The sequence below is a fragment of the Streptomyces sp. NPDC091371 genome, from assembly GCF_040684275.1.
In the GTDB taxonomy this organism is placed as follows: Bacteria; Actinomycetota; Actinomycetes; order Streptomycetales; family Streptomycetaceae; genus Streptomyces.
The window spans coordinates 77,622-98,547 of the sequence record NZ_JBFBFP010000021.1; the positions used below are offsets into that span (position 1 = coordinate 77,622).

The following is a 20,926-nucleotide window of genomic DNA, read 5'->3' on the forward strand; positions in this document are numbered from 1 at the left end:
CTGTTCTCCCCACCCCACCAGTGCCAGGGGGAAAACACTAGTCGGCATATGGGGTGTCCGGTCCCGGACCGGACACCCCCTCCCGTCTTCTACAGCGCGGGCCCCGCCAGCGTCGCGACCGCCGCGGGCAGCGCCGCCCCCGAGCCGTCCCGGCGCGGGTCCACGGCCGGGAGTTCGGCCGGGGTGCCGTTCGCCGAGGCCGCGCGGGCCGGGGAACCGCCCGCCCAGGCCAGGACCAGTACGTCCTCGCCCTTCAGGAACCGCTGGCAGCGCACACCGCCGGTGGCGCGGCCCTTGCGCGGGTACTGGTCGAAGGGGGTCAGCTTCCCGGACAGCACCGAGTCGTCCAGCGTCCCGTGCGAGCCCGCCACCGTGAACACCACCGCGTCCCGCGCCGGGTCCACGGCGGAGAAGTGGATCACCTTTGCGTTGTCGGAGAGCTTGATGCCCGCCATACCGCCCGCCGGGCGGCCCTGCGGGCGGACCTGGCCCGCCGGGTAGCGCAGCAGCTGGGCGTCGTCGGTGATGAAGACCAGGTCCTCCTCGCCCGTGCGCAGCTCGACCGCGCCCACGATCCGGTCGCCCTCCTTGAGGGTGATGACCTCCAGCTCGTCCTTGTTGGCCGGGTAGTCCGGCACGACCCGCTTGACCACGCCCTGCTCGGTGCCCAGCGCCAGGCCCTGCGAGGACTCGTCCAGCGAGGTCAGGCAGACCACCTTCTCGTCCGCCTCCAGCCCGGAGAGGAACTCGGAGACCGGGGCCCCGCCCGCCAGGTTCGGCGCGGCGTGCGTGTCCGGCAGCTGCGGCAGGTCGATCACCGACAGCCGCAGCAGCCGCCCGTACGAGGTGACCGCGCCGACGTCCGCCCGGGCGGTCGCCGCGACCTGCGAGACGATCAGGTCGTGCTTGGCGCGGGCGCCGCCCTCGTCCTCGGGCAGCGGGTCGCCGGTCGCCGTGCGCGCCAGCAGGCCCGTCGAGGACAGCAGCACCCGGCACGGGTCGTCCGCGACCTCCAGCGGAACGGCCGCCACCGCGGTGCCCGCCGACTCCAGCAGCACCGTACGGCGCTCGGTGCCGAACTTCTTCGCGACCGCCGCCAGCTCCGAGGAGACCAGCTTGCGCAGCTCGGTGTCGGACTCCAGGATCCCGGTCAGCTCGTCGATCTCGCCGGTCAGCCGATCGCGCTCGGACTCCAGCTCGATCCGGTCGAAGCGGGTGAGCCGGCGCAGCGGCGTGTCGAGGATGTACTGGGTCTGGACCTCGCTCAGCGAGAAGTGCTCCATCAGGCGTTCCTTCGCCTGCGCGGAGTTGTCGCTGTCCCGGATGATCCGGATGACCTCGTCGATGTCGAGGAGCGCCACCAGCAGGCCCTCGACCAGGTGCAGCCGGTCGCGCCGCTTGCCGCGGCGGAACTCGCTGCGCCGCCGGACGACCTCGAAGCGGTGGTCGAGGTAGACCTCCAGCAGCTCCTTGAGGCCCAGCGTCAGCGGCTGCCCGTCCACGAGCGCCACGTTGTTGATGCCGAAGGACTCCTCCATCGGCGTCAGCTTGTAGAGCTGCTCCAGCACGGCCTCCGGGTGGAAGCCGTTCTTGATCTCGATGACCAGGCGCAGGCCGTGCGAGCGGTCCGTGAGGTCCTTGACGTCGGCGATGCCCTGGAGCTTCTTCGAGCCGACCAGGTCCTTGATCTTCGCGATGACCTTCTCGGGTCCGACCGTGAAGGGCAGTTCGGTGACGACGAGGCCCTTGCGGCGCGCCGTCACGTTCTCCACGGCCACCGTCGCGCGGATCTTGAAGGTGCCGCGGCCGTTCTCGTACGCGTCCTTGATCCCGGACAGGCCCACGATCCGGCCGCCGGTCGGCAGGTCCGGACCCGGAACGAAGCGCATCAGCGCCTCCAGGTCCGCCTGCGGGTAGCGGATCAGGTGGCGGGCGGCCGCGATGACCTCGCCGAGGTTGTGCGGGGGCATGTTGGTGGCCATGCCGACCGCGATCCCGGACGCGCCGTTGACCAGCAGGTTCGGGTAGGCAGCGGGCAGGGCGACGGGCTCCCGCTCCTGGCCGTCGTAGTTGGCGGTGAAGTCGACGGTGTCCTCGTCGATCGACTCCGTCATCAGCGACGTGGCGTCGGCCATCTTGCACTCGGTGTAACGCATGGCGGCCGGCGGGTCGTCGTTGCCGAGCGAGCCGAAGTTGCCGTGGCCGTCGACCAGCGGGAGCCGCATGGAGAAGGGCTGGGCCATGCGCACGAGGGCGTCGTAGATCGACGCGTCACCGTGCGGGTGGAGCTTGCCCATGACCTCGCCGACGACACGGGCACACTTCACGTAGCCGCGGTCGGGGCGCAGGCCCATCTCGTTCATCTGGTAGACGATGCGCCGGTGGACCGGCTTCATGCCGTCCCGGGCGTCGGGCAGGGCACGGGAGTAGATCACCGAGTACGCGTACTCGAGGAAGGAGCCCTGCATTTCGTCGACGACGTCGATGTCGAGGATCTTCTCCTCGAAATCCTCCGGCGGCGGGGTCTTCGTGCTGCGGCGGGCCATCGCTGCGCGGCTCCTTAACCAAGAATGGGGTGTGCTGGGGTCTGGCTGGATCTGACTGGTCTGGCGTGGTCTGGCTTGTCGTGCTCGGGTGGGACTCGGGTACGACGCGGACCATTGTGGCCCGACGCACCGACAACGCCGACTCCGACCCAGGTGACCCGGGAACTTATCCGGCGGGCGACGCGCTTGCATACAGTGGCAGGTCTGACAGAAATCTCTGCATCGCGATCGAAGGGACCACATGCCCATGGGTCACACGGCCACAGCTCAGGCCGGCTCCGGCGGCCTGACAGCGACCGAGCACCGGCTGGCCAACGGCCTGCGCGTGGTGCTCTCCGAGGACCACCTGACCCCGGTCGCCGCGGTCTGCCTGTGGTACGACGTCGGCTCGCGCCATGAAGTCAAGGGGCGTACGGGCCTTGCTCACCTCTTCGAGCACCTGATGTTCCAGGGCTCGAAGCAGGTTCCGGGCAACGGTCACTTCGAGCTGGTCCAGGGCGCCGGCGGCTCCCTCAACGGCACGACCAGCTTCGAGCGCACCAACTACTTCGAGACGATGCCGGCCCACCAGCTGGAGCTCGCGCTCTGGCTGGAGGCGGACCGGATGGGCTCGCTGCTGGCCGCCCTGGACGACGAGTCCATGGAGAACCAGCGCGACGTCGTCAAGAACGAGCGCCGCCAGCGGTACGACAACGTCCCCTACGGCACGGCGTTCGAGAAGCTGACCGCCCTCGCCTACCCGGAGGGCCACCCGTACCACCACACCCCGATCGGCTCCATGGCCGACCTGGACGCCGCGTCCCTGGAGGACGCGCGCAACTTCTTCCGTACCTACTACGCGCCCAACAACGCGGTGCTGTCGGTCGTCGGGGACATCGACCCGGCGCAGACGCTGGCCTGGGTCGAGAAGTACTTCGGCTCCATCCCCGCGCACGACGGCAAGCAGCCGCCCCGCGACGGCTCGCTGCCCGAGATCATCGGCGAGCAGCTGCGCGAGGAGATCGTGGAGGAGGTTCCGGCGCGCGCGCTGATGGCCGCGTACCGCCTCCCGCACGACGGCACCCGCGAGTGCGACGCCGCCGACGTGGCGCTGACGATCCTGGGCGGCGGGGAGTCCTCCCTGCTGCACAACCGCCTGGTACGCCGGGACCAGACGGCCGTCGCGGCCGGCTTCGGCATGCTGCGCCTGGCGGGCGCGCCCTCGCTGGGCTGGCTGGACGTCAAGACCTCCAGCGGGGTCGAGGTGCCCGTCATCGAGGCGGCCGTGGACGAGGAGCTCGCGCGGTTCGCCGCCGAGGGCCCGACGGCCGAGGAGATGGAGCGCGCCCAGGCTCAGCTGGAGCGCGAGTGGCTCGACCGGCTGAGCACGGTGGCCGGCCGCGCCGACGAACTGTGCCGGTTCGCGGTGCTGTTCGGCGACCCGCAGCTGGCGCTGACCGCCGTCCAGCGGGTCCTCGACATCACCGCCGAGGAGGTGCAGGCCGTGGCCGCGGCCCGACTGCGCCCCGACAACCGCGCGGTGCTGGTCTACGAGCCGCTGCCGGGCTCCGAGGAGTCCGCCGAGTCCGACGAGAGCGACGAGAACGAGGGGGCGGAGCAGTGAGCGACACCGCAGCCGTCACGATGACCTTCCACCCGCAGCCGCAGGCCGGCGAGGCCAAGCCGTGGGCCTTCCCGGCTCCGGACCGCGGCGTGCTCGGCAACGGCCTCACCCTGCTGCGGTGCCACCGCCCCGGCCAGCAGGTGATCGCCGTCGAGATCAACCTCGCCGCCCCGCTCGACGCGGAGCCCGAGGGCCTGGACGGCGTGGCCACCATCATGGCCCGCGCGCTCTCCGAGGGCACCGACAAGCACACCGCCGAGGAGTTCGCCGCCGAGCTGGAGCGCTGCGGCGCCACCCTCGACGCGCACGCCGACCACCCCGGCCTGCGGGTCTCCCTGGAGGTCCCGGCCTCCCGGCTGCACAAGGCGCTCGGCCTGCTCGCCGAGGCGCTGCGCGCGCCCGCCTTCGCCGACAACGAGGTCGACCGGCTGGTGCGCAACCGGCTCGACGAGATCCCGCACGAGCTGGCCAACCCGCAGCGGCGGGCCGCCAAGCAGCTCTCCAAGGAGCTGTTTCCGGCCACCCTGCGGATGTCCCGCCCGCGCCAGGGCACCGAGGAGACGGTCGCCCGGATCGACTCGGCCGCCGTCCGCGCCTTCTACGAGGCCCACGTGCGCCCCGCCACCGCCACCGCGGTGGTCGTCGGCGACCTGACCGGCATCGACCTGGACGCCGTCCTGGCGGACACCCTGGGCACCTGGACGGGCGACACCACCGAGGCGCGCCCCGTCCCGCCGATCACCGCTGACGACACCGGCCGCGTGGTCATCGTGGACCGGCCCGGCGCGGTCCAGACGCAGCTGCTGATCGGCCGGATCGGGCCGGACCGCCACGACCGGGTCTGGGCGGCCCAGGTGCTCGGCACGTACTGCCTGGGCGGCACCCTGACCTCCCGCCTGGACAAGGTGCTGCGCGAGGAGAAGGGGTACACGTACGGCGTGCGCGCCTTCGGCCAGGTGCTGCGCTCCACCGCGGACGGCAAGGGCGCCTCGATGCTCGCCATCAGCGGCTCGGTGGACACCCCGAACACCGGACCGGCGCTGGAGGACCTCTGGAAGGTGCTCCGCACCCTCGCGGAGGGCGGCCTGACGGACGCCGAACGGGACGTGGCGGTGCAGAACTTGGTGGGCGTGGCCCCGCTGAAGTTCGAGACGGCGGCCTCGGTCGCCGGCACCCTCGCCGACCAGGTCGAGCAGGAGCTGCCGGACGACTACCAGGCGCAGTTGTACGCGCGACTGGCCGAAACCGGAACGGTGGAGGCCACTTCGGCGGTCGTGAGCGCCTTCCCGGCGGACCGGCTCGTCACCGTCCTGGTGGGCGACGCGGCGCTGATCGAGGAGCCGGTGCGGGCCCTCGGGATCGGTGACGTGAGCGTCGTCACCAACTGAAGTGACGCACTGACACCTCCAACTGGCGTCTGACCGGCGCGTCTTCGAGGGACCCAGGCGGCTTGCCCGCCTGGGTCCCTTTTGCCTGTTTCGTCATGAGGTTGCTTATATGCGGTGTGGCGTACGCAACAAAAGGGCGTGTCTGTTTGGCGATTGACTGATGATCCGCCTAGCGTCGGCCGTGCTGTCCGTCAGTTGTACGCGCCGCATCCGCGGCACCGGGCAGCGATCGCCGAGTCCCCGTCAGGCGCGAGCCTGGGGAGCCGGGGACCCACATCAGTCCCTGGGGTGAATCGGACCGCCTCGCAAGAGGAGGCCCGTAGGAGACCTTCCTGCTCCGAACCCGTCAGCTAACCCGGTAGGCGAGAAGGAAGGAAAGGATCAGCCTCTTCATGGCGTTTGGCAGTCGTCCCACCGGCTCCGGCAAGCACCGCGGCTCCAGCCGTCTGAGCCGCAAGACCGCCGGTTACGCCGGCATAGCCGCCCTCGCCACCACTGGTGTCGTCGGCTCCCTGGCCGCTCCGGCCTTCGCCGCCGACAGCGGCGCCAACAACCACTCGCAGGACAACGCGCTCGGCGCCGTCGTCGTTGCCGAGGACCTCCCGGGCGACATCGCCGACCAGGCCGAGTCCCAGCAGCGCGCCGCCGACCACGCCGCCGCCAAGGCGCAGGCCGAGGCCGAGGCCAAGCAGCGCGCCGCCGAGGCCAAGCGCCTCGCCGAGGCCAAGGCGAAGGCCGAGCGCGAGGCCGCCGAGCGCGCCGCCCGCGAGGAGGAGCGCAAGCGCCTCAACACCTTCGTCTCCCCGCTGGACGACTCGTACGTCAGCACGCAGTACAAGGCGGGCGGCGGCATGTGGTCCTCCGGCAGCCACACCGGCATCGACTTCCACGCCGCCTCCGGCACCTCGGTCCACGCGGTGGGCGCCGGCGTCGTCGTCGAGGCCGGCTACGGCGGCGCGTACGGCAACAACGTCGTCATCAAGCACAACGACGGCACCTACACCCAGTACGGGCACATGTCCCGGCTGAGCGTCTCCGTCGGCCAGCAGGTCACCCCCGGCCAGCAGATCGGCCTGTCGGGCTCCACCGGCAACTCCAGCGGCCCGCACCTGCACTTCGAGGCCCGCACCGGCGCCGACTACGGCTCGGACATCGACCCGGTCGCGTACCTGCGCTCGCACGGCGTGACCCTCTAGCGCCGCGCACCACCCGCTTCACCGAAGGCCCCGGCTCCCCGAGCCGGGGCCTTCGTGTTTCACGGGTTTCGCATTTCCGGCTGCTCTCGGAAATCATCCCGTGTTGCAATAGAGTCGCGGCAGCAGTGGCACCAATGAGGGTGTGAGTCGGAAATAGGCGGAGGTTCGGTCTTGCGTATTCCTGCGCACGCGGTATGCACGGCAATTCGCGACGACATCGTCTCCGGGGTCTTCGGGCCGGGCGGCAGGCTGACCGAGGAGGTCCTGGCCCGCCGGTACGGAGTCTCGCGCGTCCCGGTCCGCGAGGCGCTGCGGACCCTGGAGTCCGAGGGGTTCGTGACCACGCGGCGCCACGCGGGGGCCTGCGTGGCCGAGCCGACCGAGCAGGAGGCCGCCGATCTGCTGGAGCTGCGGATGCTGCTGGAGCCGCTCGCCGCGGCCCGGGCCGCGCGGCGGCGCACCGAGGCGCACCTCAAGGTCCTGCGCGGGCTGGTCAGGCTGGGCCAGGAGCGGGCCAGGCGGGGCCAGGGGGAGGACCTTCGGTCCCTGGGCGGCTGGTTCCACGAGACGCTCGCGCAGGCCTCCGGCAGTCCGGGGCTGATCGCGCTGCTCACGCAGATGCGGCACAAGGTCGCGTGGATGTACGCGGTGGAGGCGCCGGCCCGGCCGGTGGAGTCCTGGGCCGAGCACGGGGCGATCGTGGACGCGGTGGCCCGGGGTGACGCGGAGCGGGCGCGGACGCTGGCGGCGATCCACGCGGAGCGCGCGACGGGGGCGCACCGGCTGCGGATCCGCGCGGCGGTGAGCACTTCGCAACCTGTCGTAAACAATTCGAGTGCCCGGCATTAACAGGGCCCGTATACAAAGGATGGATGCCGGTGCGGCGCGGGCAGAATTCGGGATTTCCGTGAATTCGCGGTGCCGGTGACGGTGCCGGCGCCGATGTCGGTTTCGTGTGTGCGGTGCAGGTGAATTCGCCGCGGGTAATTCCGCGACGGTTCGGGTGCGGCTCCGCCGCCGGGGCTCCGCCCCGCACCCCGCTCCGCAAACGCCGGAGGGGCTGGATTGTCCCCGGCCTCGGCTCACGGGTGCGCGCCGGACGCGGGGCGGGTCGGGACATGTCGAAGCCGCGGCCTCCGGGAGGGGGCCGCGGCTTCGGCGGGAGGTGTGGCGAACCCGAAGGGTCAGACGGTCTCGGGGAGCTCCTCCAGGCCCTCTTCGACCAGCTTCGCGAGGCGGTCCAGCGCGACGTCCGCGCCATCGGCGTCGGAGGCGAGGACGATCTCCTCGCCGCCCTGGGCGCCCAGGCCCAGAACCGCCAGCATGGAACCGGCGTTGACGGGGTCGCCGCCCGCCTTCGCGATGGTCACCGGGACGCCGGAAGCGGTCGTCGCACGGACGAAGATCGAGGCGGGACGAGCGTGCAGGCCCTCGGCCCAGCCGACGTTGACGCGGCGCTCTGCCATGGTGATGCCCTTCAGGTTCTTACGGGTTGTCTAGACCAGTCTCTCACGATGCCCGGAATGCTCGGACCGACCTTCGGCCCGAATCTCCCGCCGTTCGGCCTTCCCCAGCTTGCACCGTTTTGCCCCGGATTGCCTAACACGCCGCGCGAGCGCCACCCGCCCCGTCCAAGCCCGCGCCCGGCCCGTAAGGTATGGGCATGACCACCGAGTCGGACCCCTCGTACCCGGCCCACTGGGAAGCGGACGTCGTCCTCCGCGACGGTGGCACCGCCCGCATCAGGCCCATCACCCCCGCGGACGCGGGCCGGCTGGTCAGCTTCTACGAGCAGGTGTCCGACGAGTCGAAGTACTACCGCTTCTTCGCTCCCTACCCCCGGCTCTCCGACCGCGACGTGCGCCGCTTCACGCACCACGACTACGTGGACCGCGTCGGACTCGCCGCGACCATCGGCGGGGAGTTCATCGGCACCGTCCGCTACGACCGCATCGGCGCCGACGGCCGGCCCGCCTCCGGCCCCGCCGAGGAGGCCGAGGTCGCCTTCCTCGTCCAGGACGCGCACCAGGGCCGCGGCGTCGCCTCCGCCCTCCTCGAGCACATCGGCGCGGTGGCCCGGGAGCGCGGCATCCGCCGGTTCGCCGCCGAGGTGCTGCCCGCCAACACCAAGATGATCAAGGTGTTCACGGACGTCGGCTACGAGCAGAAGCGCAGCTTCGAGGACGGCTCCGTCCACCTCACCCTCGACCTCGAACCCACCGCCGAGTCCCTCGCCGTGCAGCGCGCCCGCGAACAGCGCGCCGAGGCGCGGTCGGTGCAGAGGCTGCTCGCCCCCGGCTCGGTGGCGGTCGTCGGAGTCAGCCGCTCCGGCGCCGGAGTGGGCGCGGCGGCCCTGCGCAACCTCCGCGACAGCGGCTTCCACGGCCACCTCTACGCCGTCAACGAGGCCGTCACCCGCGACCTCCTCGACGGGGTCCGCGCCTACCGCACCATCGAGGCCATCGGCGCCCCCGTCGACCTCGCCGTGATCGCCGTCCCCGCCGACCGGGTGCCCGAAGCCGTGGCCGCCTGCGGCGAGCACGGGGTGCAGGGGCTCGTCGTCCTGTCCGCCGGATACGGGGAGAGCGGGCCCGAGGGGCTCGCCCGCCAGCGCGAACTGGTGCGCCAGGTGCGCTCGTACGGGATGAGGCTGATCGGCCCGAACGCCTACGGGGTGATCAACACCGCCCCGGAGGTGGAGCTCAACGCCTCCCTCACCCCCGCCCCGATGCCCATGCGCGGCCGCATCGGCCTGTTCACGCAGTCCGGGGCGATCGGCATCGCCCTGCTCTCGGCGCTGCTCCGGCGCGGCGAAGGGATGTCCTCGTTCGTCTCGGCGGGCAACCGGGCCGACGTCTCCGGCAACGACATCCTGCAGTACTGGTACGACGACGAGGCGACCGACGTCGCCCTCATGTACCTGGAAACCCTCGGCAACCCGCGGAAGTTCACCCGCCTCGCCCGCCGCACCGCAGCCGTCAAGCCGGTGGTCGTCGCCAAGGGCGGCCGCCACACCCCGGCCGGCCACGTCGTCCCCGACACCCGGCTGCCCGACGCCACCGTCTCCGCCCTGCTGCGGCAGGCGGGCGTCATCCGGGTCGACACCGTGACGGAGCTGGTGGACGTCGGCGTCCTGCTGGCCTCGCAGCCGCTGCCCGCCGGCCCCCGGATCGCGATCCTCGGCAACTCCGAGTCCCTCGGGGTGCTCACCTACGACGCCTGCCTCAACCAGGGCCTCAGCCCGCTGCCGCCGCTGGACCTGACGACGGCGGCCTCCCCGGCCGACTTCCGTGACGCGCTGGCCGCCGCGCTGGCCTCCCCGGACAACGACGCGGTCGTCGTCACCGCCATCCCCTGGGTGGGCGAGCGGGCCCTCGCCGACGACCTGGCCGATGCCCTGCGAGAGGCCGTGGCGGCGGTGCCGGGCAAGCCCGTGGCCGTCGTACACGTCGAGCTCGGCGAACTGGTGGCCGCGCTGTCCGCCGCACGGGCCTCCGACCCCCTCGAACCGCTCCCCCCGGAGGCTCCGCCGGCCGGGGCGGCGACGCCCGCCGAGCCGACGGCCCCCGCCGCGCTCCCTCCCTCGGCGCCCTCCGCTCCCTCCGCCCCCTTCGCCCCCGCCGAGCCGGCCGCCGGGGAGCCGGACCGGATCCCCGGCTACCCCGCCGCCGAGCGGGCCGTACGGGCCCTCGCCGAAGCCGTCCGCTACGGCCAGTGGCGCCGGGCCACCGCCGAGGCGGCCGGGCAGGTCCCCGAGTACGAGGACATCGACGAAGCGGGCACGGCCGCCCAGCTGGGCGCCCTGCTCGCCGGCCTCGACCCCGACGCCGGAGGCGTGCTGACCCTGCCCGAGTGGGACGCCCGCGAGCTGCTCGCCCGGTACGGGATCCGCGTGCTGCCCGCCCTGCCCGCGCCCAGCGCCGACGCCGCGGTCCGGGCGGCCGGGATCCTGGGCTACCCCGTGGCCCTCAAGACCACCGCCCCGCACCTGCGCCACCGCGCCGACCTGGGCGGCGTACGGCTCGACCTCGCGGGCGAGGCGGAGCTGCGGCGTTCGTACGAGGAGCTCACCGAGCTGCTCGGCAAGCCCGCGGAGCTCCAGCCCGTGGTGCAGGCCATGGTGCCGCGCGGGGTCGACACCGTCGTCCGGTCCGTCATCGACCCGGCCGCCGGCGCCGTCCTCTCCTTCGGGCTGGCCGGCGTCGCCTCCGAGCTGCTCGGCGACACCGCCCACCGGCTCGTCCCGGCCACCGACCGGGACGCGGCCGGACTGATCCGGTCCATCCGGACCGCGCCCCTCCTCTTCGGCTGGCGCGGCAGCGACCCCGTCGACACCCCCGCCCTGGAGGAGCTGCTCCTTCGGGTGTCGCGGCTGGTGGACGACCACCCCGAGGTGGTCGGAGTCACCCTGGAGCCGGTGGTGGTCGCGACCGAGGGGCTCTCCGTGCTCAGCGCCACCGTCCGGATCGCGCACCCGCCGGTCCGCGGCGACCTCGGCCCCCGGACGCTCCCCGCCTACTGAGCACGTACCGGGGAAGGCCAGGGTGCCCCGGACGGGCCTTAGGATGGACCTCATGGCGAAATCCGGTACGACGACCCAGGGGCTGCGCACGGCGATCGAGCGCAGCGGCTACTACCCGGCCCTCGTGGCCGAGGCGGTGGAGGCCGCGGTGGGCGGCGAGCCGATTTCGTCGTACCTGGTCCACCAGGAGACGACCTTCGACTCCAACGAGGTGCGCCGCCACGTCACCGTGCTCGTCCTGACGGGCAACCGTTTCATCGTCAGCCACACCGACGAGCAGGCCGCCGACGCGGGATCCCCGTCCCCGTACGCGACCACCTCCACCGAGTCGGTCAAGCTGTCCAGCATCTCCTCGGTGGTGCTCAGCCGCGTCGTCGCGAACCCGGAGTCCTACACCCCGGGCACCCTGCCCCGCGAGGTCGTCCTGACCATCGGCTGGGGCGCGGTCTCCCGCATCGACCTGGAGCCGGCCGCCTGCGGCGACCCGAACTGCGACTCCGACCACGGTTACACCGGCAACTCCACCGCCGACGACCTGAGCCTGCGCGTCAGCGAGGCCGGCGACGGCCCGGAGGCGGTGCGCCAGACCCTCGTCTTCGCGCAGGCACTCTCCGAAGCAACAGCAGCCACTTCCTCCCCCTCCGCCCGCTGATGGCGTACTCCGCGCCGCAGGGCTGGGACGAACCGGAGCTGCTGGACCTGGCCGGCGCCCCCGTTCCGCACTACGGCACCGGCTCGCTCGCCGACCTGCTGCCCACGCTGGTGGCCGGCCAGGGCGTTCCCGGGTTCACCGCCTCCATCGCCGAGCTGACCCCGGCCGACCGGAACTGCGTGTTCCTGGTCGACGGCATGGGGTGGGAGCAGATCAAGGCCCACCCGGACGAGGCCCCGTACCTCACCTCCCTCCTCGCGAGCTCGCGCGGCGGCACCGGCCGCCCGATCACCGCGGGCTTCCCGGCGACCACCGCCACCTCGCTGGCCTCCGTCGGCACCGGCCTGCCGCCGGCCCGCCACGGCCTGCCCGGCTACGCCGTCCGCAACCCGGCCAGCGGCGAGCTGATGAACCAGCTCCGCTGGCAGCCCTGGACCTCGCCGAAGCCCTGGCAGCCGTACCCGACCGTCTTCCAGCAGGCCGACAAGGCCGGGGTGCACACCGCGCAGGTGTCCGCCCCCGCCTTCCAGACCACCCCGCTTACCAAGATCGCACTGTCCGGCGGCACCTTCCACGGCCGGATGACGGGCGAGGAGCGGATGGACCTCGCGGCGCTCCAGCTCGCGGCCGGCGACCGCTCGCTCGTGTACACGTACTTCAGCGAGCTCGACGGGGCCGGCCACCGCCACGGCGTGGACTCCGACGCCTGGCGCGGCCAGCTGATGTACGTCGACCGGCTCGTCCAGCGCCTCGCCGAGCAGCTGCCGCCGCGCACCGCGCTCTACGTGACGGCGGACCACGGCATGGTCGACGTCCCCTTCGACGAAGACTCCCGCGTCGACTTCGACGAGGACTGGGAGCTCGGCGCCGGTGTGGCCCTGCTCGGCGGCGAGGGCCGGGCCCGGCACGTGTACGCCGTCCCGGGCGCCGAGGCCGACGTCCTGACCGTGTGGCGCGAGGTGCTCGGCGACCGCTTCTGGGTCGCGAGCCGCGAAGAGGCCCTCGAACTCGGCTGGTTCGGCACCCCGGGGGAGTGCGACGAGCGCGTGCTCGGCCGCATCGGCGACGTGGTCGCGGCCGCCCAGGCCGACGTCGCCATCACCGCCTCCCGCAACGAGCCCAACGAGTCCGCCCTCGCCGGCATGCACGGCTCGATGACGGCGGCCGAGCAACTGGTCCCGCTGCTCGAAATCCGCACCTGACCGCCCGCCCCCCTGTCTGCCCACCCCGACCCGAAAGGTCCCGTACTTCCCATGCCCGAGCTGGTGTTCTTCTCCGGAACGATGGACTGCGGAAAGAGCACTCTGGCGCTGCAAATTTCGCACAACCGTTCGGCTCGTGGTCTGGTCGGTGTGATCTTCACGCGTCAGGACCGGGCGGGCGAGGGCAAGCTGTCCTCGCGCTTGGGCCTGGTGACGGACGCGGTCGAGGTGACGGACATGATGGATGTGTACGCGTACCTGGTTCGTGAGCTGTCGGCGGGCGGCAAGGCGGACTACGTGATCGTGGACGAGGCGCAGTTCCTGACGCCGGACCAGATCGACCAACTGGCCCGCATCGTCGACGACCTGGACATGGATGTCTTCGCGTTCGGCATCACCACGGACTTCCGTACGAAGCTCTTCCCGGGCTCGCAGCGCCTGATCGAGCTGGCGGACCGCATTGAGCAGCTCCAGGTGGAAGCCCTGTGCTGGTGCGGCGCCCGGGCCACCCACAACGCCCGCACGGTGGGCAGCGTGATGGTCGTGGAGGGCGAACAGGTCGTGGTCGGCGACGTGAACCAGGCCACTGCCGAGGTCGGCTACGAGGTGCTCTGCCGCCGCCACCACCGCCGCCACATGACCTCCGCCATGGCCCAGGCGGGCGCCCTCTCCCCGGACGTCCTCCCGGTCAACTCGGTCTGATCGCCTGCTCCTTGCTCGCCCCTGCTCCGAGCAGTGCGGTCCAGCCGAGCCGGTTGACGCGATCGACGTCGACGTCGGTCTCCCGGAGCAGGGCCCGCACGTGGTCGACGTGGCCGCGTTCGGCGGCGGGGATCAGGGCGATGCCGCCGAAGCGGTTGCGTTCCGGCTGCCCCGCTCTGACATCCATCCTGGGCCCGGCGGCGCACCCCACCTGTCGACTGGCCGGCTGCGTGCGGAGGGCAGGAGGGGGACACGCGGGTCATCCGATCGGTTTACCCCTGACATGGTCCCCGTCGGCAACAATGTGACTGTTTGTTCAGTTAAGGGACTCTATGTCAAGAGGTGCGCGTGCGTCCCGACCCCAGCGACCCCTCCGGCTCCGGCGGCGATCCGGACGACCGGTGGCTGGCGCTGGTCATGCGCGTCACCTTCTTCGTACTGGTAGGCACGTCCATGGTCCGCTTCGTCCAGCGCCACACTCAGGAGGCCCGCGCCCCCTGGGTGATCGCCCTCGCCGTCGTGCTCGCCCTCCTCTACCTGCTGGGCCCCGCCGCGGAGCTCAAGGCGCACCCGGGCCGTGGCGGCATGTCGTGGCCTCCGGCCCCCCGGCTGGCCTGGCTGGGCATGGTCGTCACCGCGTGGGCCGTCCTCGTCCTCCTCGCGCCCAGCTTCGCGTGGGTTGCGGTCCCCCTCTTCTACTCCGTGCTGCGCACCCTGCCGCCCGTCGCCGCGTACGCCCTCGTCGCGTTCCTCACGCTCTTCGTGATCTTCGCTCAGCTGACGCTGGCCCCCCGCTTCAACCTCGACCTGGTGATCGGCCCGGCCGCCGTCGCAGCGCTCACCACCGCCGTCTTCATCCACATGCAGCGGCAAGCGGCTCGCCAGCACGCCCTCATCGACGACCTCGTCCGCACCCGCCGCGAGCTTGCCGCCACCGAGCGCCGCGAAGGCACGCTTGCCGAACGCCAACGGCTGTCCATGGAGATCCACGACACGCTCGCCCAGGGCCTGTCCAGCCAGCAGATGCTGCTCCAGGCCGCAGACCGGACCTGGGACACGGACCCGGCCAAGGCCCGCGGCCACGTCCGCACCGCCGCGTCCATCGCCGAGCTCAACCTCGCCGAGGCCCGCCGCTTCGTGCACGACCTCGCACCTGCCGACCTCGCCCACGGCGGCGGTCTCGACGCCGCGCTGCACGCCCTCGCCGACCGGGAGTCCGGCGCCGGACTCACGGTGCGCGTCCACATCGATGCGGGCGGGCGGATCACCCCGCTGCCCGAACGCGTGCAGTCCGCACTGCTGCGCATCGCCCAGGGCGCGCTGGCCAACGTACGGGAGCACTCCGGCGCCACTACCGCCGCGCTCACCCTCACCCGGCTCGACGATCAAGTCGTCCTCGACGTGGCCGACAACGGACACGGGTTCGACCCCACCGCCCTCCCCGAGGCCCCGTCCGGCGTGCGCGGACACGGCGTCCCGGCGATGCGGGCCCGCATACGCCAGCTCGGTGGCACCCTGACCATCGAGTCGGCGCCCGGAGAGGGCGCCGTGCTGACCGCCGCCGTCCCGGTCCCCACTCCCTGAGAAGTGGGGGATGGTTGGCGAGGGCCAGCCGGTTGTGGTGGGGGATGTAGACCAGCCCGCCGAGGAGGTCGGGTACGGGGTGCTGCGCCGTCGTCATCCCCTCGGCGGATGACGAGTGCGGCGACGCTGTCGCCGGACGGGCTGCCGGCTACGTCCGTCTGACCTCTGCTCCGATGATGGTGAGTTCCGGTGTGGTCGGTCGAAGGGCCGCGGCTCTCCGCGCCGTGTCCCTTTGACCAGGCGTGGCCGGATCCATACGGCAGTCCCAGATCTTGTACGTGATTCCTTCGCCTCTCGGTACCGGCCTGGCTACGCTTCTTGACGGGGCGGGACGCCGCTGCACTTTGAGCACCTAGAGACGGGAACGCACTCTCATGCCCGAGGTCAGGGTCGAAACGGTCGCTGTCGACGCGTCAGGCAGCCGCCAGATCGCCAGCAGAACGCGTACCAGCGCTGCCCTCGGAGAGCGTGCCGAGGAATTGGAGCAGGCGATAGTCGAGGCCTCGGCCATCGCCCAGCAGTCACTCGCCCGGGTGCCACGCCACCACGGCTGGCAGGTGTCCGGCATGGAGGTGACCTTCGGGCTGACCCTGGCGGCGGAAGCCGGAGTCATCCTGTCCAAGGCGTCGGCAGAGGCGTCGTTCGAGGTCACCTTGACCGTGGAGCGGGCTCCGGCATCCGAATGACTGGCGGCGCGAGCTATTGGGTGGAGCTGTTCCAGGACCGGCAGCGCCTCGGCGGCGGGTTTCTGCTGACCCCCCGCTACGTTCTGACGGCGCTGCACTGCTTGCGCGGCCTGACATCGCCTGACGAGCGCGTGGACATCGTCTTGGCGGACGGGTCTCGGTTGGCCGGGCAGGTCTGTCGCCAGGATAAGGAGGCGGACCTCGCTCTGATCGCGGTCTCGGCCGCATTCGAGGTCCGATTGCCCATCCCTCGTGCTGGTGTCGCGCACGGCGGTGACGACTGGCACGGACCGTACCGGCCCGCGGCCGCCGAGGTGCATCTTCGGGGACAGGTCGACAGCGGATCCGCCGAGTATCCGTGCGAGGGCGGAGCGGTCATCGAGGCCCTGCAGCTGACGACACACCAACACCTGGGCGACTACTCGGGGTACTCGGGAGGCCCGGTGGTTAAAGGCCTGCCCGAGGATCGGGAGCCGTTGATCGTGGGCATCCTCCTGGAGCAGGCACCGGACCGGGCGGAGTCGCACCGTGCCGCCAATGTGCTCTTCGCCGCGACCATCGGTGAAGCGATGCGCCGCTTCGACCAGTTCGACGTGGAGCACCTGATCGACGTACTGCGCCCGGCCAAGCCCGCACCGGAGCAAGCCGTTCGGCACCAGGTTCACTGCCGTGTGGAGGAGCGCGGTGAGAGCGGTACGGGGCTGGGGGCGGCGGCCGCCGTCACGGATCTGCTGCTCGACCAGATAGAGAAGTGGACACAGCGCGGGGTGCTGGACGCCTCTCAGAGCAGCGAGCTCAAGTTCCTCACCGCGAAGACGTTCATCGAGCGGCAGTCACCTAGGGGTGAGGCATGACCACTGCCTGGCAGGAAGCCGCCACCCACGCCGAGCGGGCCCTGCGCGGTGACCTCGCGGCCAGGCGGCTCGCCCAAGCCGCCGTCGCCGAGCTGCGCACCCAACCGCCGCCGCTGCACCGTCCCCAGTTCGGCAGGGACCTCGGCTATCTTGCCGCCCTGCTCGACACGCTCGACCTGCTGGAGGAGTCACACCGGCTGATCGAGCACGTGGTGGGACGGATCTTCCTGGACCCTGCGTCCGCCGACCTCTCCCACGAGGGCCGCAACAACCTCGCGGTCGCGCTGGCGGACCGCGGCGAGCTCACCGCGGCGGCCGCCTTGCTGTCGACCATGGTGGTTTTCCCCCGGTCGGGGGAGACCAGATCGTCTCTGGAGACGGCACGCACACTGGCCAATGTCGCGGCGATCAAGCTACGCCAGGGCGCGTCGGCCGGAGCCGGCCAGACAGCCGGGCAGGCCCTTCAGCTCCTGCCCCGTGGTGCGCAGTCCGAGGACGGTCTCGACGTGCGGTTGCTGACCGAGTCGGTACTGGCCGCGGTTGCGCGACTGGAACGACGGCACGAGGACGCGGACCGCTGGGTGGAGGCGATCGCCGAAACGGCCCGGCAGCTCACCCGTCTTCTCGGCGGCGATCACCCGAAGGGCCTGGCGGCGCTGATCACCCTGGCGCGGGCCGAGTTCGAATCGGCCAAAGCTGCCGGGGACGGCGAGCGAATGGAACGTGCCACCGACGTCCTGGCCGTCACCGCCCAGAAGGCATCCGCGACTCTGGGGCCCCGCCATCCGCTCGCGTTGTCAGCCCTGGCCAACCTGGCGACCACCGAGTTCGAGTCCGCCCGGACGAACAAGGACGAACCCCGCCTTCAAGGCGCACGCGCTCTGGTCGCAGCCGCGGTCAGGCCGTCGGCCGACGAGCGGCGGGACATCACCCGGAAGCGGGGACTGGTGGACGTTTCCCGCGGACCTCGGTCCACCGAGATGCTGCGCTTCAGCGTGCTCGGCCCGGTGCGGGCCTGGCGCGACAACGAGCTGCTGCCCTCCGGTAGCCCCCAGCAGCGCGCCCTGCTCGCCGCGCTCCTGCTCCGCGAAGGCCGCACCGCCACCGCGCCCGAACTCATCGATGCCATCTGGGGCGAGGACCCGCCGCAGCAGGCGCTCGCCGCCATCCGGACGTACGCCTCCCGGCTGCGCAAGATGCTCGATCCCGGGCTGCTTGTCTCCGAATCCGGCGGTTACGCCATCCGCACCCCCGCTGATTCCCTCGACCTCGGCATCGCCCGCCAGCTTGCCGCCGACGCCGACCGCGCCCGCGCCGCCGGCGACCATGCCCTTGCCCGTACGCTGATCGCCCGTGCACTCGACCTCTGGGACGGTGAGCCGCTCACCGGGGTCCCGGGCCCGCACGCCGACACCGAGCGCACCCGGCTCGCCGAATGGCGCCTCCAACTGCTCGAGATCCGCATCGACCTGGACCTGCAAGCCGGACGCCACGCCGAGACCGTTTCCGAACTCACCGCGCTCACCGCCGCCCACCCGTTGCGCGAACGACTCCGTGAGCTGCTTATGCTCGCCCTCTACCGCAGCGGCCGGCAGCCCGAGGCCCTCGACGTCTACGCCGACACCCGACGGCTCCTCGCCGACGAACTCGGCGTCGACCCGACCCCTGAGCTCATCACCCTGCACGGGCGCATCCTGCGCGACGACCCCGAACTCGCCTCGCCGATGGCATCGCACACGGCGATCACCACCACTCTGGTGATCGCTCCCCCCGCGCAGCTGCCGGCCACCGTCCCCGATTTCACGGGCCGCGACGCCCTCATTGCCGAACTCAGGGGGATCCTGTCCGGTGCGGGCGGCTCAAAGCGTGTGCTCGCCCTGTCGGCCTTCGCCGGCGTCGGCAAGACGACCCTCGCCGTGCACGTCGCGCACGCCGCCCGCCCGGACTTCCCCGACGGCCAGCTCTACGTCGATCTGCAGGGCAATGCGCCCCGGCCCGCCGAGCCCGGGACCGTACTCGCCGCCTTCCTGCGCGCCCTGGGAGCGTCAGACGATGCGATACCTGATGCGCTGGCCGAACGCTCCGCCCTCTTCCGTTCGATGCTCGACAGCCGTCGGCTGCTGGTCCTGCTCGACAACGCGCGAGACGCCGCCCAGGTGCAGGCGCTGCTGCCCGGCACGGGCCGCAGCGCCGTCATCATCACCAGCCGTGTGCGGATGATGGCTCTCCCGGGTGCGCACCTGGTGGACCTGGACGTGATGAGCCCGGAGGAGGCCCGGCTACTGTTCACGCGGATCGTCGGGCAGGAGCGGGTGGCCGCGGAGCGCCAGGCCGCCCTCGACGTGGTCGGCGCCTGCGGCTTCCTTCCGCTCGCCATCCGCATCGCCGCCTCCCGGCTCGCCGCCCGCCGCACCTGGACCGTCTCCGTCCTCGCCGCCAAACTCGCCGACGAGCGCCGCCGCCTCGACGAGCTGCAGGCCGGCGACCTCGCCGTCAAAGCCGCCTTCGAACTCGGCTACGGCCAGCTGGAACCCTCTCAGGCCCGGGCGTTTCGCCTCCTCGGCCTCGCCGACGGGCCCGACATCTCGCTGCCCGCTGCAGCCGCCGTACTCGACCTGCCGGAGTACGAAACCGAGGACCTGCTGGAATCACTGGTCGACACCTCCCTACTGGAATCCGCGGCACCCGGGCGCTACCGGTACCACGACCTGGTACGCCTCTACGCGCGGGCGTGCGCGGAACGCGACGAGCAGCCGGCGAGCGAGCAGGCCGCTGCCCTGTCACGCCTGGTGGACTTCTATCTGGCGACGGCCGCTGCCGTGTACGCGCTGGAGCGTCCCGGCGACCGGCTGCTTGAGCACCTGTCCGTAGCCCGCCGCGCGGGGCTCGTCTTCGAGGACGGGAGCGAGGCGGTGGACTGGCTGTACGGGGAGGCCGCCTGCCTGTTGGCATGCGTACGGCAGCAGGCGGCCGCGGGCTCGGAGGCGCAGGCCGCGGACCTCCTGTGGGCGGCGAAGGACCTGGCCGACGCGGGAGCGGACGCGAGCCAGTACGAGACCACCGCCACGGCCGTACGGGAAGCGGCGCGGGCGGCGGGCGACGCGCGCGCGGAGGCCCGTGCCCGGATCGCCTACACCTCGCTGCTCCTGACATCTGGGCGGTTCGAGCAGGCCGACCAGGAGGCGCGGATCGCGGTGGAGCTGGCCCGCGCCAGCGGCGATCCGCTGCCGGTGGGGGCGGGTCTGCACGACCGTGGGGTCATCGCGGCCTACCAGAACCGGCATGCGGAGGCCGAACGGTTCCTGACCGAGGCGCTCGCGGCGTACCGCGCCGACGGGAACCGGCTCGGCGAGGCCGGCGCCCTGAGCATCCTCTCCCGGGTCCGCGTGGACATGGGCGGGCCATCCGACGGCATCGAGCCTGCCCGCCGGGCACTGGCCATCTTCAGCGCCATGGGCCTCACCTTGCGGGAGGCCAACTGCCGCTACGCGCTGGGCATCGCGCTCACCCAGGCCGACCGCCCGGCCGAGGCGCTCGAGGAACTGTCCAAGGCGCTGACGCTCTTCCAAGAGCACCAACAGCGGCTGTGGGAGGGAATGACCAATTTCCGGATCGCCGAAGCCCACCTCGCCGCCCGCCGGTACGAAGCCGCCGCACTGCACGCGGAACGCGCCCTCGCCCTGGGCAGTATCGGAGGCGAGCGGCGCCGGGCCGGTGTCCTCACCGTGCTGGGCCGGGCCTGGGACCGCCTCGGACGGAACGAAGAGGCCAGGGTGTGCTGGAGCGAGGCGCTGAGCATTTACGAGCGGGTGGGAGGCCGACCGGAGACGGCGGACCTGCGAGAGCTGGCCACGTCGGGGCTCATCGCCGTATGACGGTTTGGGGGACACCGATACTGAAGCTCCCCTAAACAGACACAGCGGCGCGCGTGCCGGTGGGCTGGGCCGGGGGGACGGTGACGCATGAAGTTCCCCCAAGGCCGGGTAGTTGG

General features: G+C 72.0%; 14 protein-coding genes, 2 pseudogenes and 1 riboswitch. Of the genes and pseudogenes, 13 read left to right on the forward strand and 3 right to left on the reverse strand.

Features of this window, described 5'->3' with window-relative positions:
- Positions 1-89: 89 nt before the first annotated feature.
- Positions 90-2,546, reverse strand: a complete 2,457-nt coding sequence (locus AB0O21_RS22895) for a DNA topoisomerase IV subunit A (protein WP_365173169.1) — start codon at positions 2,544-2,546, stop codon at positions 90-92.
- Between the two features lie 247 nt (positions 2,547-2,793).
- Here AB0O21_RS22895 and AB0O21_RS22900 point away from each other — a divergent pair, with 247 nt between their 5' ends.
- The 4 genes from AB0O21_RS22900 (at position 2,794) to AB0O21_RS22915 (ending at position 7,582) form a co-directional block, all read left to right on the forward strand.
- Positions 2,794-4,149 (forward strand): pitrilysin family protein, encoded by a 1,356-nt coding sequence (locus AB0O21_RS22900; RefSeq protein ID WP_365173171.1) that lies wholly within the window; start codon positions 2,794-2,796, stop codon positions 4,147-4,149.
- 20 nt (positions 4,150-4,169) lie between these two features.
- Positions 4,170-5,537 (forward strand): pitrilysin family protein, encoded by a 1,368-nt coding sequence (locus AB0O21_RS22905; RefSeq protein WP_365173272.1) that lies wholly within the window; start codon positions 4,170-4,172, stop codon positions 5,535-5,537.
- Positions 5,538-5,757: 220 nt separating this feature from the next.
- A riboswitch (cyclic di-AMP (ydaO/yuaA leader) is annotated at positions 5,758-5,917 on the forward strand.
- 12 nt (positions 5,918-5,929) lie between these two features.
- Positions 5,930-6,733: a M23 family metallopeptidase gene (locus AB0O21_RS22910; RefSeq protein ID WP_365173173.1), complete on the forward strand. Its 804-nt coding sequence runs from the start codon at positions 5,930-5,932 to the stop codon at positions 6,731-6,733.
- A 171-nt stretch (positions 6,734-6,904) separates the two neighbouring features.
- Complete coding sequence (locus tag AB0O21_RS22915; protein ID WP_365173175.1) at positions 6,905-7,582, forward strand: GntR family transcriptional regulator; 678 nt, start codon at positions 6,905-6,907, stop codon at positions 7,580-7,582.
- 335 nt (positions 7,583-7,917) lie between these two features.
- Here AB0O21_RS22915 and AB0O21_RS22920 read toward each other — a convergent pair whose 3' ends face one another.
- Positions 7,918-8,199, reverse strand: a complete 282-nt coding sequence (locus AB0O21_RS22920; protein ID WP_365173177.1) for an HPr family phosphocarrier protein — start codon at positions 8,197-8,199, stop codon at positions 7,918-7,920.
- Between the two features lie 197 nt (positions 8,200-8,396).
- Here AB0O21_RS22920 and AB0O21_RS22925 point away from each other — a divergent pair, with 197 nt between their 5' ends.
- The 4 genes from AB0O21_RS22925 to AB0O21_RS22940 are packed head-to-tail and all read left to right on the forward strand — an operon-like array spanning position 8,397 to position 13,811.
- Positions 8,397-11,255 (forward strand): GNAT family N-acetyltransferase, encoded by a 2,859-nt coding sequence (locus tag AB0O21_RS22925; protein ID WP_365173180.1) that lies wholly within the window; start codon positions 8,397-8,399, stop codon positions 11,253-11,255.
- Between the two features lie 52 nt (positions 11,256-11,307).
- The gene (locus AB0O21_RS22930; RefSeq protein ID WP_069924106.1) at positions 11,308-11,907 is read left to right on the forward strand and encodes a DUF5998 family protein; all 600 of its coding nucleotides are present in this window, start codon (positions 11,308-11,310) and stop codon (positions 11,905-11,907) included.
- On the forward strand, positions 11,907-13,109 hold the full coding sequence (locus AB0O21_RS22935; RefSeq protein ID WP_365173183.1) for a nucleotide pyrophosphatase/phosphodiesterase family protein: 1,203 nt from the start codon (positions 11,907-11,909) through the stop codon (positions 13,107-13,109). The genes AB0O21_RS22930 and AB0O21_RS22935 overlap by 1 nt, the downstream gene beginning before the upstream one ends.
- 51 nt (positions 13,110-13,160) lie before the next feature.
- Positions 13,161-13,811, forward strand: a complete 651-nt coding sequence (locus AB0O21_RS22940; protein WP_365173186.1) for a thymidine kinase — start codon at positions 13,161-13,163, stop codon at positions 13,809-13,811.
- Positions 13,812-13,833: 22 nt separating this feature from the next.
- Here AB0O21_RS22940 and AB0O21_RS22945 read toward each other — a convergent pair.
- Positions 13,834-13,971, reverse strand: a pseudogene (locus AB0O21_RS22945) (ankyrin repeat domain-containing protein); the annotation flags it as partial.
- Between the two features lie 257 nt (positions 13,972-14,228).
- Between AB0O21_RS22945 and AB0O21_RS22950 the strand changes: the two are divergent.
- The 5 genes and pseudogenes from AB0O21_RS22950 (at position 14,229) to AB0O21_RS22970 (ending at position 20,810) form a co-directional block, all read left to right on the forward strand.
- Positions 14,229-15,395, forward strand: coding sequence for a sensor histidine kinase (locus AB0O21_RS22950; protein WP_365173275.1), 1,167 nt, complete (start codon positions 14,229-14,231; stop codon positions 15,393-15,395).
- A gap of 10 nt (positions 15,396-15,405) precedes the next feature.
- A pseudogene (locus AB0O21_RS22955) lies at positions 15,406-15,557 on the forward strand (thymidine kinase); the annotation flags it as partial.
- A gap of 212 nt (positions 15,558-15,769) precedes the next feature.
- Positions 15,770-16,081: a CU044_2847 family protein gene (locus AB0O21_RS22960; protein WP_365173189.1), complete on the forward strand. Its 312-nt coding sequence runs from the start codon at positions 15,770-15,772 to the stop codon at positions 16,079-16,081.
- A gap of 20 nt (positions 16,082-16,101) precedes the next feature.
- Positions 16,102-16,935 (forward strand): serine protease, encoded by an 834-nt coding sequence (locus AB0O21_RS22965; RefSeq protein WP_365173192.1) that lies wholly within the window; start codon positions 16,102-16,104, stop codon positions 16,933-16,935.
- A complete protein-coding gene (locus AB0O21_RS22970; protein WP_365173195.1) occupies positions 16,932-20,810 on the forward strand; it encodes a BTAD domain-containing putative transcriptional regulator in 3,879 nt (1,292 codons plus the stop codon). The genes AB0O21_RS22965 and AB0O21_RS22970 overlap by 4 nt, the downstream gene beginning before the upstream one ends.
- Positions 20,811-20,926: the final 116 nt, after the last annotated feature.

Bases quoted from the DNA above. Each gene is read 5' to 3' on its own strand.
- AB0O21_RS22935 (WP_365173183.1), top strand. From the start codon at position 11,907: ATGGCGTACTCCGCGCCGCAGGGCTGGGACGAACCGGAGCTGCTGGAC.
- AB0O21_RS22970 (WP_365173195.1), top strand. From the start codon at position 16,932: ATGACCACTGCCTGGCAGGAAGCCGCCACCCACGCCGAGCGGGCCCTG.
- AB0O21_RS22910 (WP_365173173.1), top strand. From the start codon at position 5,930: ATGGCGTTTGGCAGTCGTCCCACCGGCTCCGGCAAGCACCGCGGCTCC.
- AB0O21_RS22905 (WP_365173272.1), top strand. From the start codon at position 4,170: ATGACCTTCCACCCGCAGCCGCAGGCCGGCGAGGCCAAGCCGTGGGCC.
- AB0O21_RS22920 (WP_365173177.1), bottom strand. From the start codon at position 8,199: ATGGCAGAGCGCCGCGTCAACGTCGGCTGGGCCGAGGGCCTGCACGCT.
- AB0O21_RS22950 (WP_365173275.1), top strand. From the start codon at position 14,229: ATGCGCGTCACCTTCTTCGTACTGGTAGGCACGTCCATGGTCCGCTTC.
- AB0O21_RS22900 (WP_365173171.1), top strand. From the start codon at position 2,794: ATGGGTCACACGGCCACAGCTCAGGCCGGCTCCGGCGGCCTGACAGCG.
- AB0O21_RS22895 (WP_365173169.1), bottom strand. From the start codon at position 2,546: ATGGCCCGCCGCAGCACGAAGACCCCGCCGCCGGAGGATTTCGAGGAG.
- AB0O21_RS22925 (WP_365173180.1), top strand. From the start codon at position 8,397: ATGACCACCGAGTCGGACCCCTCGTACCCGGCCCACTGGGAAGCGGAC.
- AB0O21_RS22940 (WP_365173186.1), top strand. From the start codon at position 13,161: ATGCCCGAGCTGGTGTTCTTCTCCGGAACGATGGACTGCGGAAAGAGC.
- AB0O21_RS22930 (WP_069924106.1), top strand. From the start codon at position 11,308: ATGGCGAAATCCGGTACGACGACCCAGGGGCTGCGCACGGCGATCGAG.
- AB0O21_RS22960 (WP_365173189.1), top strand. From the start codon at position 15,770: ATGCCCGAGGTCAGGGTCGAAACGGTCGCTGTCGACGCGTCAGGCAGC.